14 protein-coding genes are annotated in these 16,091 nt (G+C 70.4%); 5 read left to right on the top strand and 9 right to left on the bottom strand.

All coding sequences use genetic code 11. From position 1 onward, the window contains the following. Positions 1 to 11: 11 nt before the first annotated feature. The 5 genes from VZL07_RS06475 to VZL07_RS06495 form a co-directional block, all read right to left on the bottom strand. On the bottom strand, positions 12 to 1,127 hold the full coding sequence (locus tag VZL07_RS06475) for an esterase/lipase family protein (protein WP_426754469.1): 1,116 nt from the start codon (positions 1,125 to 1,127) through the stop codon (positions 12 to 14). A gap of 168 nt (positions 1,128 to 1,295) precedes the next feature. After that, positions 1,296 to 3,323, bottom strand: coding sequence for a kelch repeat-containing protein (locus VZL07_RS06480; protein ID WP_426754470.1), 2,028 nt, complete (start codon positions 3,321 to 3,323; stop codon positions 1,296 to 1,298). 558 nt (positions 3,324 to 3,881) lie between these two features. Further along, positions 3,882 to 4,685 (bottom strand): ABC transporter permease, encoded by an 804-nt coding sequence (locus tag VZL07_RS06485; RefSeq protein ID WP_426754471.1) that lies wholly within the window; start codon positions 4,683 to 4,685, stop codon positions 3,882 to 3,884. 4 nt (positions 4,686 to 4,689) lie between these two features. After that, the gene (locus tag VZL07_RS06490) at positions 4,690 to 5,493 is read right to left on the bottom strand and encodes an ABC transporter permease (protein ID WP_426754472.1); all 804 of its coding nucleotides are present in this window, start codon (positions 5,491 to 5,493) and stop codon (positions 4,690 to 4,692) included. Beyond that, positions 5,490 to 6,497, bottom strand: coding sequence for an ABC transporter ATP-binding protein (locus tag VZL07_RS06495; RefSeq protein WP_426754473.1), 1,008 nt, complete (start codon positions 6,495 to 6,497; stop codon positions 5,490 to 5,492). Before VZL07_RS06495 ends, VZL07_RS06490 begins: the two co-directional genes overlap by 4 nt. A gap of 125 nt (positions 6,498 to 6,622) precedes the next feature. Here VZL07_RS06495 and VZL07_RS06500 point away from each other — a divergent pair, with 125 nt between their 5' ends. Beyond that, complete coding sequence (locus tag VZL07_RS06500) at positions 6,623 to 7,840, top strand: small ribosomal subunit Rsm22 family protein (protein ID WP_426754474.1); 1,218 nt, start codon at positions 6,623 to 6,625, stop codon at positions 7,838 to 7,840. 50 nt (positions 7,841 to 7,890) lie between these two features. Here the strand turns inward: VZL07_RS06500 and VZL07_RS06505 are convergent, their stop codons facing one another. Next, entirely contained in the window at positions 7,891 to 8,082 is a 192-nt protein-coding gene (locus VZL07_RS06505; protein WP_426754475.1) for a hypothetical protein, read from the bottom strand. Between the two features lie 229 nt (positions 8,083 to 8,311). On the opposite strand from VZL07_RS06505, the gene pip reads away from it, so the two are divergent. Beyond that, positions 8,312 to 9,280, top strand: coding sequence for a prolyl aminopeptidase (gene pip / locus VZL07_RS06510; protein WP_426754476.1), 969 nt, complete (start codon positions 8,312 to 8,314; stop codon positions 9,278 to 9,280). Between the two features lie 12 nt (positions 9,281 to 9,292). Here pip and VZL07_RS06515 read toward each other — a convergent pair whose 3' ends face one another. Together VZL07_RS06515 and VZL07_RS06520 are read right to left on the bottom strand one after the other, a co-directional pair. Beyond that, a complete protein-coding gene (locus tag VZL07_RS06515; RefSeq protein WP_426754477.1) occupies positions 9,293 to 10,117 on the bottom strand; it encodes a YhfC family intramembrane metalloprotease in 825 nt (274 codons plus the stop codon). 117 nt (positions 10,118 to 10,234) lie between these two features. Then, on the bottom strand, positions 10,235 to 11,635 hold the full coding sequence (locus VZL07_RS06520) for a M20/M25/M40 family metallo-hydrolase (protein ID WP_426754478.1): 1,401 nt from the start codon (positions 11,633 to 11,635) through the stop codon (positions 10,235 to 10,237). 82 nt (positions 11,636 to 11,717) lie between these two features. On the opposite strand from VZL07_RS06520, the gene VZL07_RS06525 reads away from it, so the two are divergent. The 3 genes from VZL07_RS06525 to VZL07_RS06535 all read left to right on the top strand — a co-directional run bounded on the left by VZL07_RS06525 (position 11,718) and on the right by VZL07_RS06535 (position 15,080). Continuing rightward, positions 11,718 to 12,092, top strand: a complete 375-nt coding sequence (locus VZL07_RS06525; RefSeq protein ID WP_426754479.1) for a response regulator — start codon at positions 11,718 to 11,720, stop codon at positions 12,090 to 12,092. A 16-nt stretch (positions 12,093 to 12,108) separates the two neighbouring features. Next, on the top strand, positions 12,109 to 13,215 hold the full coding sequence (locus tag VZL07_RS06530; RefSeq protein WP_426754480.1) for a TIGR02266 family protein: 1,107 nt from the start codon (positions 12,109 to 12,111) through the stop codon (positions 13,213 to 13,215). A gap of 236 nt (positions 13,216 to 13,451) precedes the next feature. Next, a complete protein-coding gene (locus VZL07_RS06535; RefSeq protein ID WP_426754481.1) occupies positions 13,452 to 15,080 on the top strand; it encodes a sensor histidine kinase in 1,629 nt (542 codons plus the stop codon). On the opposite strand, the gene VZL07_RS06540 is transcribed toward VZL07_RS06535, so the two are convergent. Then, complete coding sequence (locus VZL07_RS06540) at positions 15,058 to 15,948, bottom strand: oxidoreductase (protein WP_426754482.1); 891 nt, start codon at positions 15,946 to 15,948, stop codon at positions 15,058 to 15,060. The two genes, VZL07_RS06535 and VZL07_RS06540, sit on opposite strands and share 23 nt — an antisense overlap. Positions 15,949 to 16,091: the final 143 nt, after the last annotated feature.

Genomic DNA, 16,091 nt, shown 5'->3' on the forward strand with positions numbered 1-16,091 from the left:
GCACCCACACCTCAGTCATGCGTCGCGATGTAGTGGATGAGGGCGGCGTAGAACTCGGGCTCGTCGAAGGCATCCGGCCCCACGCCCACCACGTCCACATGGTCCTGGGGCACCACGCTGGACGAGGACGTGCTCTGCAGGCGTGACGGCGCGTTGAGGTCCGTGAGCGGCGGGATGGACGTGTCGTCCTGCACCGAGTCGAAGCCGAAGAAGCTGTCGTGGTAGCGCAGCCGGCGCCCCATCTGCTGGGAGTTGATACCGACCATGCCATCGTCGTCCGCCTCGCTGCGCACGCCGTCGCCACAGCCGCCCGCGCCGTCATTGTCCCCATCCCCCACGCAGTAGCCGTTGCCGTCGATGTCGAAGAGGAACTCCTTCAACAGGTACAGCGCCGGATTCACGTTCACCCCGTGCTGGGCGGTGATGAGCGACACGTAGCGCTCCGCGTAGCTGCTGCTCACCGGGTACTTCTCGTTGAAGACCTTCATGCCGGTGACGACGCCGTCCGCCGCGGCGTAGTCGTTGTAGACGAGCTGCTTCGCCGCCGCGTAGGCATCGTTCCCGGGCGCGTAGACGGAGTTTCCGTAGTACCGCGCCAGCGCGGCGATGACGCTGGTGACGCCCGGGCGCTGGTCCAGGATGTACTTCGCCACCGGCGAGCCCCGGTGCGGCGAGGAGACACTCGCCAGCACCGCCACCGACGTGGCGCCCCGCCGCTCACGCAGCACCCGCGCCGCCTTGCGCGCGTCGATGCCGCCCTGGGAGTGGCCGATGATGCTCACCTTCGACGCGCCGGTCGTCGCCATGAAGCCCTCGATGTCGTCGGCCAGGTCCAGCCCACGCACCTCCGAGGACTGGAACGCCGCCACCTGCGCCACGAAGGCGCGCTGTCCCGGAGCGAGGTCGCTGTTGCAGCCGGTGTCGAAGGGCGACTCGCAGGCCTCGCCCACGAAGGTCCCGAAGTCATTCCCCCAGTAGTCATAGCCGAGCAGGTCGTCGAACCCGCCCATGCCGTGCGCGAACACCACGGGATGTCGCGTCTTCGCCGCGCCGGCCCAGGATGCTGGGGCCAGCCCCAGTACGCCCACGAACACACCCGTCATGACGATTGCCTGAAACCGCTTCATGCGTCCCCCCTCGAATGCACCCGAGGAGGAATTGGTGCAGAGGCCGCGCGAGGCCGTCGCGAGAAAGCAAGGCGCCATCGCGTAGACGACACCCTCGACGCCGGGCTGTCCTCCAGGCCGCACCCGAAAGCCCGCCCCGGTGACACATCCCCGGGGCGGGAAGTGCGCTCAGGGCGCGGGCGAGTACAGCCCGGAGGTGGCCAGCGAGCCGCTGGGCCCCAGGCCTCCCGACACGAGCACGCGGCCGGTGCCAAGCAGCGTCACCACGCCCGCGTTCGTGATGGGCGAGTGCAACGTCCCAGCGCTGTGCCACCGGCCGCTGGCCGGGTCATACACCTCGGCCGAAGCCAGCAGGCCCACGAGGCCACCGCCGTCACCGCCCAGCACCAGCACGCGGCCGGAAGGCAGCAGCGCGGACATCGGCCCATAGCGGGCGTGCTGCATGGAGGCCAGCGACGTCCAGGTGCCCGTCCCCGGGTCGTAGAGCTCGGCGGTGGCGAGCGCCCCACCCGCCCCCCAGCCTCCGAACACCAGCACCTTGTCGGTCGGCAGCGCCACCGCCGTGTGTCCGTAGCGAGGCCCGGACAGGGAGCCCGTCTGTATCCATTGCCCCGTGGCCAGGTCGTAGACCTCCGCCGTGGCCGTGTCACCCTCCGGCGTGTTCCCGCCCACCACCAGCACCTTGCCGGACGGCAGCGACGTCGCCGAGTGGTACTGGCGCCGGCGGCCCATGGCGCCCGTGGACGTCCACGTCCCCGAGCCGGGGTCATACAGCTCCGCCGTGGCCAGCATGCCGAAGAAGCTGGAGCTCATCCGGCCCCCCGCCACCAGCACCCGGCCGTCGGGCAGCAACGTCGCGGTGTGGCGCGAGCGGGGAGCCGCCAGCGCGCCCGTGGCCGTCCACACGCCCGTGGCCGCATCATAGATTTCAGCCGAGGCGAGATAGTTGGACGAGGTGCTCTGGCCTCCCGCGGCCAGCACCTTGCCGTCATGCAGCAGCGTCGCGGTGTGAAGGTAGCGTCCGGTGCGCAGCGCGCCCGTCTGCCGCCAGGTACCCGTGGCCTCCGAGTAGAGCTCGGCTCCCGAGACGGCGGTGCTGCCATTCGCGCTGCCACCCGCCGCGAGCACCTCGCCCGCGGACAGCACCGTCACCGTGTGCTGGTAGCGCGCGGACAGCATCGCACTCGTCGTGCGCCAGGGGGGCGTGGTCGGGACGTAGCGCTCGGCGGAAGCGGTGCGCAGGACGCCGTCCGGACTGCCTCCCGTGACCAGCACCTCGCCCGTGCCCAGCAGCGCGGCGGCGTGGCCCAGCCGGCTGAGGCCCATCGACAAGGTGGAGGACCAGTGTGCGTTGACGGGGTCATACAGCGCCGCGCTCTGGAGATAGGGCTCGCTCCCATCCGAGCCCCCGGTGACGAGCACCTCTCCGGAGTGGAGCACCGTCGCGGTGTGGTGCGCGCGGTCGCCGGGCATCAGGTTCCCGGCGGAGCTCCAGGTGCCCGACGCCGGGTCGTACAGCTCCGAGCTGCGCGTCGCGGTGATGTCATCCACCAGCCCGCCCGCGACCAGCACCTTGCCGTTCAGCAGCGCCGTCGACGTGTGCCCCACGCGCGGCGTGCCCATGGCGGCCGTGGACGACCAGGTCCCCGTGGCGGGGTCATACAGCTCCGCGGTCCGGAGGACGGAGCCCCAGGCGCTGGAGCGACCGCCAGTCACCAGCACCTTGCCGGACGGGAGCAGCGTCGCCGCATGCCCCATGCGCGGCGTGGCCATGCTGTGGGTAGCGCTCCAGGTGCCCGTGCTCACGTCATAAAGGCGCGCCGTCCTCAGCGCGGTGCCCGTGCCGTCCTCGCCGCCCATCACCAGCACGTGGCCACCGAGGAGCAGCGTGGCGGTATGGCCCGAGCGCCGGCTGTCCAGGCTCCCGGTGGCGGACCAGGTTCCAGTGGCCACGTCGAACAGCTCGGCGGTGCCGGTGGTCGCGGAGGTGACGTCACCTCCCGCCACGAGCACCTTGCCGTTGGGCAGCAATGTCGCGGTGTGACGGCGGCGCATGGCCACCATCTGCCCCGCGCCGAGCCACTGCGCGGTCGCCACGTCGTACTGCTCGGCGCTCGTGGAGGACTGGCCACCGGCGACCAGCACACGGCCGCTGGGGAGCACCGTGGCCGTATGGTCCAGGCGCTGGGTGGACATGCTGGGGGTGCTCGTCCAGGTGCTGGTGGAGAGCGCGCCCTCTCCGGTCCATGGCTCATTCAGCGCGTCTGCAAAATCCTCGTGTGAGCATCCCGCCAACACGAGCGTCATCAAGAGCGCGGCCATTCGGCCGAGCCCGGCAGGTTCAAACATACGTGGGGGTCCTTTTTGTTACGGGGGGGATGCGCGGCAGGACCGCGCCCGGCGCCTTTATCCCAGCCCTGTACGGACGGACCATCTCACCACTCAAAAGTGAACACATAAAACACATGGGGCCGTAGGCACCCACCAACTGCACCTCGACGCTCCCATGGCGCTCACCACCGAGCGAAGGTGAAGGCAGTCATGCCGCCCTGCGTGAATGTCTGACGAAGCGCGCCATGCCAACAGCAGTCAGGCGCGACCCCGTCTGTTGGAGCGCCCAACCGCACAGAATAAACACGCATTGCTAAAAATACTCGACTTGAAACAAATGCATGTTTTCGCGGCGATACACCCGCGCAGGTGCGAGCCCCTCGGGCCCGGTGCCGCTCCACGCGAGGACCGGGACGCCCAGCGCTAGCTGCTCGCCGACGTGTAGCGGCGAATGGACCGCAGCCACACCTGGCGCGAGCCCCAGGCGAAGAGCGCGGCGCCCCCCACCGCGCCCAGCAGCGACTGGAGCGGGAGCCGTCCCAGCATGGCCTCGGCAGGGAAGGTCGTCATCAGCGCCAGCGGGATGATGTACGTGAAGACCAGCGTGAGCACGCCGCGCCCCACGCCCTGGAACACGGAGGACGGCCAGCGCGCGAAGTCGAAGATGGACGTGAACAGGTACGTCAGGTTGTCCACCCGCACGACGAAGAACGCCGCGCTCACCGTCAGGATCCACAGCGAGTAGAGCAGCAGCGTGCTCGTCCCCAGCAGCACCACGGACGCCAGCAGCCCTGGCACCGAGGGCCACCGCCCCATCGACGCGAAGGCGTAGACGAACAGGCCGATGCCCGTCAGCACGTTGAAGGCCCGCCACGGCTGGAAGCGCTGCGTGGACACCAGGAACTGCGCGTCCGCGGGCTTGAGCAGCACGAAGTCCAGCGTGCCCTTGCGGATGTGCTCCACCACGCCCGTGAGGCTCGGGTTGATGGCCCCCTCCAGGATGCCCTGGAGCAGCGTGAACCAGCCCACCACCAGCAGCGCCTCGCCGAAGCTCCACCCTTCGATGCTGGCTCGCTCGCCGTAGACGACGAACAGCGGCGCCAGCGCCGTGAAGGTCCAGAAGAGCGACGTCAGCCCGTCCGTGAAGAAGTCCGCGCGGTACTGGAGCGACAGCAGCCCCGACGCCTTGAGCTGAACGCCCAGCAGCCGCAGATAGCGCTTCAACATCACCTCACCCCCCGAACGCCGCGAAGCGCTTCACGCCCTGCTTCCACACCACCGCCGCCAGGGCGCCCAGGCCGGCCACCCAGGCCCACTGCGCGGCCAGCAGCCGCACCGACTCCTGCCAGCCGTAGGCCCCCGTCAGCAGCTCCACCGGCAGGCCAATCTGGTAGCGGAAGGGCAGCCAGTCGATGAGCGTGCGCAGGGTGGGCGGCAGCAGCTCCACCGGGTACATGTACCCGGAGCACACGAAGAAGAGCACCAGCCACACCTCCAGGACGCGCTCGCTGCTCTCCAGGAAGAAGCACAGCGCGCCAATGGCCACGTTGGCCAGGAAGGCAATGGCCCATCCCCCCAGCACCGACAGGACGAAGAAGCCCCACTGCCACGCGTGCTGCGGCACCGCCCTGGCGCCCACCAGCGCCACGCTCAACAGCACCACCGGCACCGCGACCACCAGCCGCATGGGGAAGGCGGCGATGCTCTCCACCGCGTAGGCCCACAGCGGGGAGATGGGGCGCAGGAGGCGCATGGCCAGCGTCCCCTGCTTCACCTCCCAGTTGATGAGCCACGCCGCCCACGAGCTGGCGAGCTGCCGCACCGCGAAGGTGGCCAGGAAGTAGCTGACGAAGTCCGCCTCGCCGAAGCGGCCCACCGGCGCCTCGCGCGACACCGCCATCCACAGCACCATGTTGACCAGCGGCATGGTGGTGGACAGCACCCAGATGAGCATCTCCGCGCGGTAGGCCACCGCCTCCGCGAAGCCCACCCGCAGCAGCGTGGGGAAGGCGCGCAGGGTCGTCCGGGCGCTCATGCGGGCACCGGCTCCGTCGCCGCCACGCGGCGCGACTTCGACTCCGCGAACAGCTCGCTCATCACCTCTTCCAGCGGCGCGTTCTCCACCGTGAGGTCCATCACCGGCAGCGTGGACAGCGCGCGGGTGATGGTGGCGTTGACCGCCTCCTGCCGCACCTGGAGCACCGCGGTGCCGGGCTCGTGCGTCACCACCTTGCCCAGCGGGTTCAGCCGGGCCGCGTCCACCTGCTCGGACAGCCGCAGCACCACGCGCTTCTCCGGCCGCACCCGCTGCACCAGCGCGTCCAGCCCGCCGTCATACGACAGGAGGCCCTTGTCGATGACGATGACGCGGGGGCACAGCGCCGCCACGTCGTCCATGTAGTGGCTGGTGAGGATGAGCGTGGCGCCGTACTTCTCGTTGTACTCCTTGATGAACGTCCGCATGGTGGCCTGCATGGCCACGTCCAGGCCGATGGTGGGCTCGTCCAGGAAGAGCACCCGGGGCTGGTGGATGAGGGCCGCGGCCAGCTCGCACTTCATCCGCTCGCCCAGCGACAGCTGCCGGGTGGGCTTGCCGATGAGGTCCCCGATTTCCAGGAGCTCCACCAGGTCCGCCATCGTCTTCTTGTACTGAACCTGGGGCACGTCGTAGATGGCGCGGTTGAGCTCGAACGTCTCCGCCGGAGGCAGGTCCCACAGGAGCTGCTGTTTCTGCCCCATGACGAGCATGATTTTCTTGAGGAAGGCCTCCTCGCGCTTCTGGGGGACGTGGCCGTCCACCAACACCTCGCCCTCGGAGGGGTGCAGCAGGCCGGCGAGGGTCTTGAGGGTCGTCGTCTTCCCGGCGCCATTGGGGCCCAGGAAGCCCACCCGCTCCCCGGGGCGGATGTCGAAGGAAATCCCGTCCACGGCCTTCACCGTGGTGTAGCTACGGTGGACGAGCGAGCGGAGGGCCGCCTTCAACCCTGGCGGTCGCTTGTGGACTTTGTAGTGCTTGCGAAGGCCGCGAACGGAAATCATGTGCGACAAGGGTTTAACGCGGTCTTCCCATCCATGGCGACCTATCCGTTGACGCCTTGGCGCGACGACAATCGGTTGGACACGGCCGCGACACAGCGCGGCCCCACAGTTGAAGGCAAGGGCGGATGAGCAACGCATACAGCAAGGACCTGGAGCGGTGGATGCCGCGGCTCATCGCCGTCTGGCGCGCGTCCCGCGGCCGGGGTGGCGGTGGTGGACCGGAGACACGCCTCACGCCCCAGGAGGTGAAGGAAGTGGCCGCCGGCGTCCGCCAGCTCTCCCTGGGCCTCACGCGGGAGCGGCAGCTCGCCGGCGCGCGCTACATGGACGACCCGAAGCTCCTGGGCGCCTATCTCCTCTTCTACTGGCCGGTGTCCTACGCGCAGGCCCGGCAGGTGCTGGGCGAGCTGCCGAGCCGCCCCCGGCAGGTGCTGGACCTGGGCAGCGGACCGGGCCCGGTGGCCTTCGCCGCCCTGGACGCGGGCGCGGGGGAAGTCACCGCCGCTGACCGCAGCAAGGCCGCCCTCACCCTGGCGCGCAACCTGGCCGCCGAGGCTGGCGAGGCCCTGGCCACCCGCGACTGGGACCCGACGAAGAAGGGCGCCGCCCTGCCCGAGGGCCAGTTCGACCTGATTACGATGGGCCACGTCGTCAACGAGCTGTACGGCACGGGCGACGCGGCCACGGCGCCCCGCGCGGCGCTGCTGGAGACGATTCTGACGAAGGTGAAGCGCGGCGGCAGCCTGCTCGTCATGGAGCCCGCGCTGCGCGAGACGAGCCGCGGCCTGCTGCACGTGCGCGATGCCATGGTGGCCAAGGGCTTCGCCATCCGCGCGCCGTGCATGTACCGGGGCCCCTGCCCCGCCCTGGTGAAGGAGACGGACTGGTGCCACGCCGAGCGCGCCTGGCCCATGCCGCGCGTGGTGGAGGAGCTGGCGCGCGCGGCGAGCCTGCACAAGGAGTCGCTCAAGATGAGCTACCTGGTGCTGGCGCCCCAGGGCGAGGACTGGCCCGCCCTGCCGCCCGGGCGGCTGTTCCGCATCGTCTCCGAGCCCCTGGAGGGCAAGGGGCGGCAGCGCTACATCGGCTGCGGCCCGGAGGGGCGCGTGGGGCTGGCGATGCAGGAGCGCCACCGCAACGAGCGCAACGAGCGCTTCCTCAAGCTGAACCGGGGCGACGTCATCTCCGTGACGGAGACCGAGCCCAAGGGCGACGGGCTCGCGCTCGACGAGCGCACCGAGGTGCGGGTGGTGGCGCCCGCGGGCAAGGGCGTGCCCCCACCGCCGAAGGAGGACGCGCCCGCGGGCCCGGGAACCGGCCCGCGCCCGGGCGCGCCCTCCTGAGAGCAGCGCCTGGCCCCTGACGCCGCGGGGCCGGGACGCCCACCGCCAGGTCAGTTCCGGAGGTGGGCGTAGCTTCCCGTCAGGACGTCGCACATGTGGCGGAAGGCCTTCACCCCGTCCTTCATCGCGCCCATGGTGCCCTGGACGAAGACGGTGGCCTGCACGCGCACGAGCTGCAGCCGGCGCGGCGCGGGGGCCAGGGGACGTGCTGCCGGGGGACGGATGAGCGAAGCGATGTTCATGACGCGCTCCTTGGGGTGTGGGAGACGACGTGAGTGTCCACCCCGCGCGCGAAGCCCACGTCGCGGCGCGGTGAACTCGCCGTCACATCGTCCGTGGCCTGCCTGACAGACTGCACACCCGGTAGGAAGGCGGCCGCACATTCTGGACCGCCTGCCACTCCGGACGGAGGGCCCATGGTGGGGCGCCTGCTAGGGTCCACAGCACTCTTCGCTTCGGGAGGCCCGCCTCGTGTCCGTTCCTCACCGGCCCCTGCGTTCGCTGTACCCGCCCCTGGAACCCTTCCGCGCGGGCCGCCTGCCTGTCTCTGGCGGGCACGAGCTGTACTTCGAGGAGAGCGGCAACCCGCGGGGCAAGCCGGTGCTCTTCGTCCACGGCGGCCCCGGCGGCGGGACGGACCCGCGCCAGCGGCGCTTCTTCGACCCGTCGGCGTATCGCATCATCCTCTTCGACCAGCGCGGCTGTGGGCGGAGCACGCCCCACGCGAGCCTGGAGGAGAACACCACGTGGCACCTGGTGGCCGACATGGAGCGGCTGCGCGAGCACCTGGGCATCGCCAAGTGGCAGCTCTTCGGTGGCTCGTGGGGCAGCACGCTCTCCCTGGCGTATGCCCAGACCCATCCGGAGCGCGTCACGGAGCTGGTGCTGCGCGGCATCTTCCTGCTGCGCAAGCAGGAGATTGACTGGTTCTATCAATGCGGCGCCAGCGCGCTCTTCCCCGACGCGTGGGAGTACTACCTGGAGCCCATCCCCATCGAGGAGCGGGGAGACCTGCTGGCCGCGTATCACCGCCGGCTGATGGGCGCGGACGTGAAGGCGCAGCAGGAAGCCGCGCGCGCCTGGAGTGCATGGGAGGGCCGCACCAGCTGCCTCTACCCCAACGCGGAGCTGGTGGCGCGCAACAGCGGGGATGCCTTCGCGCTCGCCTTCGCCCGCATCGAATGCCACTACTTCGTCAATCGGGGTTTCCTGCGCTGCGACACCCAGCTGCTCGACGACGTGCACCGCATCCGCCACATCCCCGCCGTCATCGTCCAGGGACGCTACGACGTGGTGTGCCCACCGGAGAGCGCCTGGGCGCTGCACAAGGCGTGGCCGGAGGCGGAGTTCATCCTGGTGCCGGACGCGGGGCACTCCGCCAACGAGCCGGGCAACACGTCCGCGCTGGTGGAGGCCACGGACCGGTTCCGCGGGCACTGAGCCCGCCCAAGGTCAGGCGGGCGCCGCTGCGGCGGCGTCGCGCCGTGCCTCGTCCCGGCGGAAATAGAGGATGACCCACAGGCCCACCAGCGCGCCCACCGTCACCATGCCCTCCCCCGCCAGCGCCCCCGCCTGCTTTCCCAGCGCCGCGCCGACCTGCTTCCCCGCCACCACGGTCATGGCGTTGAAGAGCGCGTGGGCGCCCATCGCGAGCCAGTACCACTTCACCTCACCGCGGACGAAGCGCTGGAGCACCACCACCGACAGCGCGATGTGCACCACCATGCTGCCGAGCCGCTCGTAGGCGCCCAGCAGCGGCATCCACCAGTCCAGCGCCGCGATGGCCGCCTTCGCCTCGACGACCTGGGCCACCTGCTCCGGCTTCAGCGGAAGCGTGGACGGGTCCAGCGCCGACAACGCGATGACGTTGACGAGCCCCAGCGCCGACAGCCCGCCCACCAGCAGCGCGGACTCCAGCCCGCCGTGCCCCGCGCCGAAGCCCACCGCGTCGCGCCAGCGCCGGAAGTCCTTCAGCGGCTTGCGGAAGACCCACAGCCGCGCCGTCTCCTCGAAGAGGCCGGCCGTGAGCGAGAGCACCGCGACCCAGCTCCACATGAGGACCGAGGAGTCCTTCAGCGCGTCGCGCATGAAGTACTGCGCCACCTGCACCGCGGGCAGCCGGGTGAAGAGCTGCGACAGCGCGAAGGCCGCCGCGCCCCAGCCCACCACCTTCCAGGGCACGCCCAGCCGCCGGCGCACCCACAGCACCACGGCCACCGGCATCAACACGTCGAAGGCAATGGCGACCCCATAACTGGCCACCAGCCTCGTATCCACGCCTGAGTCCACCGAGCCTCTCCCCCGGGCGACACGCGCCGCCCGGCTCCCACGCTCGAGGACACCAGCGAAGCGCCCGCCGAATCCAGGGGAAACGACCGGCCCGGACGCGTCTCGCTATGGCGCCTTCGGGCTCAACGCCTCGGCCAGCTCCGCGTAGAGGTGGATGGCGCTGCGGATGGACTTCTCCCAGTCGCCCAGGTGCAGGCTCTCGTTCTCCGAATGGGCATATGTATATGGGTCCTCCACGCCGATGAGCAGCGCGGGCACGCCGCCCAGCTCCTTCGCGAAGGGCTCCACGAAGGGGATGGACGCGCCGCAGCCAATGGCCACCGCCTTCGTCCCGTAGCCCTTCTCCAGCGCGCGGAAGGCCGCCTGGAACGCCGGGTGCGACGGGTCCGTGTACCACCAGCCGGACGCGCCCTCCGTCTCGAAGTGCAGCTCCAGCCCCCAGGGGCACACCTTGCGCAGGTGGTCCTTCAGCCGCTGCTCCACCTCGCGCGCGTCCAGGTCCGGGACGATGCGGATGCCCACCCGCGCCCAGGCCGAGTCACAGATGATGTTGCGTGCGTCCTTCCGACTGCTGGCCTGGATGGCGTTGATGGCGATGCTCGGCTGACGCCAGTTCATCTCCCACGGGTGCGTGCCCTTGCCCAGCACCTGCACGCCCGGCAGCAGGCCCGACTGCGCGCGGAAGTGCGCCTCGTCTCCGGGCAGCGACTGGATGCTCTGGCGCTCCGCCGGCGTCAGCGGCTTCACGTGCTCGCGGATGCCCTCGATGGCGATGGCGCCGTCCGCGTCCGTCAGCGTGGCCAGCATGCGACACAGCGCCATGACGGGGTCCGGCACCGGACCGCCCCACATGCCCGAGTGCACCGCCTGCCGCAGCGCCCGCACCTCCACGTCCACCGTCACCAGCCCGCGCAGCGCCGTGGTGATGGAGGGCAGCCCGGTGTCGAAGTTGGACGTGTCCGTGAGGACGATGGCATCCGCCTTCAGCAGCGCGGCGTGCTTCTGCAGGAAGGCCCCCAGGAAGTTGCTGCCAATCTCCTCCTCGCCCTCGATGATGACCTTCACGTTGAGCGGCAGCTGGCCCGCGCCCTTCAGCCACGCCTCCACCGCGGACGTGTGCACGACGATGCCCGCCTTGTCGTCCGCCGAGCCGCGGCCGTACAGCCGCCCGTCCCGCTCCACCGGTTCGAAGGGAGGGCTCTTCCACGCGGCCGCGTCCCCCGCCGGCTGCACGTCATGGTGCGCGTACAGCAGCAGCGTGGGCTTGCCCGGCGCCTTGAGCACCTCGCCATAGACATAGGGATGCGTGCCCTCGATTTCGAGTAGCTGAACGTTTTCAAATCCACGGTCTTCCAACAGGCGTGCAGTGGCTTCCGCGCTGCGTCGTACCTGCGTCGCATCGAAGCCAGGAAATGAGACACTGGGAATCCGCACGAGCGACTTGAGGTCCTCGAGGTACGTCTGCTTCCGCGACTCGAAGTGTGAGAGGGCGTTGTTGGTGGACATGCTCACCCCTTAACCCAAAAAGGCGGGCGGGCGTGCCATGTCCCCGCGCGGATGTTGCGCGGTCCAAGTATCATCCAACGCCATGTCCGACACCCCGACCCTGCTGCTCGTCGATGACGACAGTTTCGTGCGCCGCATCCTCAAAGACGTCATCGCCGACACGGGCCTCGAGCTGCGGCTGCTCGAGGCCGCGGACGGTGAGGAAGGACTGGCCGTCGCCGCGCGAGAGAAGCCCGCGGTGATGTTCCTGGACCTGTTCATGCCGAAGAAGAGCGGCCTGGAGGTGCTGGGCGCCATCAAGTCGGTGTCGCCCACCACGCGTGTGCTGGTCATCAGCAGCATGGATGCGGAGCCCGTGGTGGAGCAGGCCATGGCGGCAGGCGCCGTGGGCTTCGTGGGCAAGCCCTTCCATCCGCTCGAAATCGCCTCGGCCGTGCGCCAGGCGTTGGCTCACTGACTCCCGGGGTGTCTGCGTGTCGTCTCCTGTTGTCGGTTACTGGGTAGCGGACAATCTCGGACGTGTCCTGGGGCCCCTGGCGCTCCAGGCCCTCCGGGAGCTGATTGCCTCCGGACGCTTGAAGGCCGCGGTGCGCGCCTCGCGAGACGGAACGAACTGGGTGGCCCTGCCGGAGCTGCCCGAGCTGAGCGACCTGTTCGCCAGCGCGCGTCCCACGCCGTCCCTGGAGCAGCAACAAGCCGAGCGCCTGCGCGCGCAGATGCGCGCCATGCAACACCTGCCGGTGAACGAGGTCTTCGGCCTCAAGCCCACCGCCAACCTGGACGAAATGCGCCTGGCCTACTTCCGCATGGCCAAGCGCTTCACGCCGGACCACATCGCGCCGGACACCCATCCGGAGCTGAAGAAGGTGTCGGCGGAGATCTTCGACTTCCTCTCGCGCCGCATGCGCGAGGCGGAAGCCACCTGGGCCCAGGCGACGCAGGCGCCGCGGCCTCCACCGCCCGTCATGCGCGCGGTGCCTTCCGCGCCGCCCCCCGCGGCGCCGGCAGTGCCCCGGCCGCCTCCGGTGGTGCACGCCGCTCCCGCCGCCGTGGCGCGCGCGCCCGTCATGGCGCCGGCGCCCGCGCCCGCGCCGCGCCCCGTGCAGGCGGCGCCAGCGGTGGCGCGGGCCCCCATCGCGCCTCCACCGGCGCCGCCTCCGCCAGCGCCCCCTCCGCCGGCACCTTCCATCCGCCGGGCCGCGGCCGCGCCCACCTACTCCAGCGCCGAGTTCGTCGGGCTGGAGCGCCGCTCGGACGACCGCATCCACGCGGACGTGAAGGTGACGCTGCAGAACGCGGGCATCTTCACCGACCACCGCATCATCAACCTGTCCTCTGGCGGACTCTTCATCGCCACGGACAAGCCGCTGCGGCTGGGCACCCAGGTCGAGCTGACCCTGCGCTTCGACGAGCCCCCCCGGGTGCTCACGCTCCGCAGCTCCGTCATCTGGGAAAACTCACTGGATGATGGAAAAAACCCGCGCGGCTACGGGTTGCGTCTGAGCCACCTCCGCCCCGAGGAGAAGGAGTTCGTGCAGAAGTACCTGGCTCGCGCGAAGGAACTGAAGAAGAAGCCCTGAGGACCGCTCAGAGCATCTGCCCCAGGAACACCGCCCCCGTCATCACGAAGGCTGCCATCACCGCCATGACAGCCTTCAGCTCGAGGTCATCGCGGCCCATCAGGTTCATGAAGTTCATTGTCGTGCCCTCCGAGTGTTGCCCCTCGCCCCTCCATACGGGGTGCGGGAAAACCCATTGCGTCCGCCGCTCCCGGCACCGCTGACCCCGCTTGCGGATGGCGAGACGGCCTCAGAGGATGACCGCCGTGTCCACCGCCTCCGCCGAATATCGGCTGCTCGAAACCCTGCCCATTCCCACCGCCGTCCTCCGCGGCGAGCAGGTGCTACGGGTCAACGCGGCGCTCGCTGCCCTGCTGGGTGCCCCGGCCTCGGAGCTGGAGGGCGCGTCGGTCACCGAGAACATCCGCCGCTTCGTTCCCGAGGAGCGCGGCTGGGTGGAGCCGATGTACGAAGCCGTCTTCCGGGGTGGGCCGCTGCCGGAGGGGCCCGTGTGGCTGCGCCTCCGCCGCGCGGATGGGACACCGCGGACGCTGGCGATGCGGCATGCGCCCGGCGCCCACCCGGAAGACGTGGTGGTGGTGTTGATGGAGGCGGACGCGGAGGACTCCGTGCGGCGCCTCACGGAGGCATTGGTGGCCGCCGCGGCGACGATGCTGCGCTGCCGCGACGAGCGCTCGGTGCTGGAGACGGCGGTGGACGCCGTGTACCGGCAGGGCTTCGCCGTCTCTGTCCTGCACCTGGACGGGGACGCGTTCCGGCACGGCCCCCTGCGCCAGAATCCCTTCAGCGAGGCCGAGGCCGAGAAGCTGTACGGCATGCCCCTGAGCGAGGTGCGGATTCCGGGCGCCGCCATGCCGCACCTCCTCGAGGTCCTCGAGCGGCGCAAGGCCGCCTTCCACCACGACATGATGGGCGTGTCCCGCCATGCCCAGGCCTCCGACGTGGCGGGCACCTTCCGCCGGCTCCAGCCCCCGGACACGCGCGGCCTGGACGCTCCCATCCTCGTGAACGGACACCCCTACGGCGTGCTCTCCGTGCAGGGCCCCGCGCTCACCCCCGCGGGCGCGAGCACCCTGGAGCTGTTCGCGCAGCTGGTGGGCGGCGCGCTGGAGAACGTGCGCCATCACCAGACGTCCGCGGTGCGACTGGAGGAGGTCTCACGGCTCCAGGACGAGCTGGTGGCGCGCGAGCGGCTGGAGGTGCTGGGGGAGGCCGCGGGCGTCGTGGCCCACGAGGTCCGCAACCCGCTGGGCGCCATCCTCAACGCGGTGGCGGTGCTCCGCCGCGAGGCGCACCTGGGCCCCACGGGGCAGGCCGCGGTGGGCATGCTGGAGGAGGAGGCCATCCGGCTGGAGGACATCGTCCGGGACTTGCTGGACGTGGTGCGCCCGCTGGAGCCGCGCCCCCGGCCGCTGCAGCTGGGCGAGCTGGTGCGCCGCGCGCTGGGGCAGATGCATGGCCCGCCGGACGCGCCCACCCTGCGCTTCAGCGTGGACGAGGCCGCGGACACACCGCCGCTCGAAGGCGACGAGACGCTGCTGCAGCTCGCCGTGACGCACCTGGTGCGCAACGCGGTGCAGGCCTCGCCCGCGGGCGGCAAGGTGCGCATGACGGTGGAGCCGGCGGACGGTGGTGTGCGGCTGGTGGTGGAGGACGAGGGCCCCGGCATCCCGGACGTGGACCCGCAGCGCGTCTTCCAGCCCTTCTTCCTGACGCGCGCCAACGGGCGGGGCCTGGGGCTGGCCATCGTCCGGCGCGTGGTGCTGGCGCACGAAGGCAGCGTGCGCGCCAGCAGCCGGCCCCGCGGCGGCGCCCGCTTCGAGCTGTGGCTGCCGCTGGTGCCTAGCCGTATGTCTCCCGCTTGATGCGCTTGTCCTCGATGCCGAGCGCATGGAGGTGGCCCAGCACCGTCTCCATGAAGCGCGGCGTGGCGGGCGTGCGCGTCTCCAGCGCCTTGCGCCGGTCCCACGGCGTGATTGCCGGACCACAGGCGTACACCAGGCACGTGTCACGGTCTTGAATCAGCTCCTCCAGCAGGGCCTGTCCCACGCGCCCCTTGCGCACGCTGGGGCCGAAGCGCGACTCGTCCGTCTCCCGGGTCAGCGTGTGCACCACGCGCACGCGGTCGGGGTGCTGGCGCTCCAGCGCGGCCAGCTCGTCGCCATACAGGACGTCTCCCCACGTCTTGTTGGAGAAGAGGAAGGTGTGGCGCAGCTTGAGCCCCCGGTGGAGCGCGTCCTTGAGGATGGCGAAGTTGGGCACCGCGCCGGAGCCCGCCACCAGGTGGACGATGTGGTTGGTGCGCTCCTCCACGTCGTCGGGCAGTACGTAGGGCCCCATGAAGGCCATCACCTTCATCCGCGCGCCGGTGAGCCGGCCGTGCACGAGGAAGGGCGACAACAGGGGTGGGTAGCGGGTGAGGCCGGGGATGAACTCCTCGTCCTTCACGGTGATGGCCACCAGGGGTTCGTGCGGCGCGGAGGCGAGGGAGTAGGAGCGCTGCGGCTCCTTGCGCCCCTTCTGCTCCTGGAGATAGGCCGACAGGCGTCCCAGCGCGGGGAACTGGTGCGGGTCGATGTTGAGGAACTGCCCGGCCTTGTAGTCCAGCGACACCCCGCCAAAATCGAGGAAGAGGGTGGCCGTATCGTGCGTGTCCATCCGCACATGGTCGACGGTGACCTCGTACTCCACGGGCTTTTTGGCGCGTGACGCGCGGGCTTCGGCCATACTCATGTGACTCCCATAGCCCAACCCGTGCCCGCTCGCCGATGACAATGCACGGCGACCCGCGCGGGCGAGGTCTCCTCATTCCCGGTACCCGGCAGGAGGGTGTGGAAAGCAGTGGGAAAAACCGTCCCGTCCGCGGGTCCGACGTG

It is taken from the genome of Pseudomyxococcus flavus, assembly GCF_050038885.1.
Lineage (GTDB): Bacteria > Myxococcota > Myxococcia > Myxococcales > Myxococcaceae > Myxococcus > Myxococcus flavus.

Excerpts from the sequence above, each read along its gene's own strand:
- VZL07_RS06475 (WP_426754469.1), bottom strand. The coding sequence starts at position 1,127 with ATGAAGCGGTTTCAGGCAATCGTCATGACGGGTGTGTTCGTGGGCGTA.
- VZL07_RS06480 (WP_426754470.1), bottom strand. The coding sequence starts at position 3,323 with ATGTCCACCCAGCGCCTGGACCATACGGCCACGGTGCTCCCCAGCGGC.
- VZL07_RS06485 (WP_426754471.1), bottom strand. The coding sequence starts at position 4,685 with ATGTTGAAGCGCTATCTGCGGCTGCTGGGCGTTCAGCTCAAGGCGTCG.
- VZL07_RS06490 (WP_426754472.1), bottom strand. The coding sequence starts at position 5,493 with ATGAGCGCCCGGACGACCCTGCGCGCCTTCCCCACGCTGCTGCGGGTG.
- VZL07_RS06495 (WP_426754473.1), bottom strand. The coding sequence starts at position 6,497 with ATGATTTCCGTTCGCGGCCTTCGCAAGCACTACAAAGTCCACAAGCGA.
- VZL07_RS06500 (WP_426754474.1), top strand. The coding sequence starts at position 6,623 with ATGAGCAACGCATACAGCAAGGACCTGGAGCGGTGGATGCCGCGGCTC.
- VZL07_RS06505 (WP_426754475.1), bottom strand. The coding sequence starts at position 8,082 with ATGAACATCGCTTCGCTCATCCGTCCCCCGGCAGCACGTCCCCTGGCC.
- VZL07_RS06520 (WP_426754478.1), bottom strand. The coding sequence starts at position 11,635 with ATGTCCACCAACAACGCCCTCTCACACTTCGAGTCGCGGAAGCAGACG.
- VZL07_RS06525 (WP_426754479.1), top strand. The coding sequence starts at position 11,718 with ATGTCCGACACCCCGACCCTGCTGCTCGTCGATGACGACAGTTTCGTG.
- VZL07_RS06535 (WP_426754481.1), top strand. The coding sequence starts at position 13,452 with ATGACCGCCGTGTCCACCGCCTCCGCCGAATATCGGCTGCTCGAAACC.
- VZL07_RS06540 (WP_426754482.1), bottom strand. The coding sequence starts at position 15,948 with ATGAGTATGGCCGAAGCCCGCGCGTCACGCGCCAAAAAGCCCGTGGAG.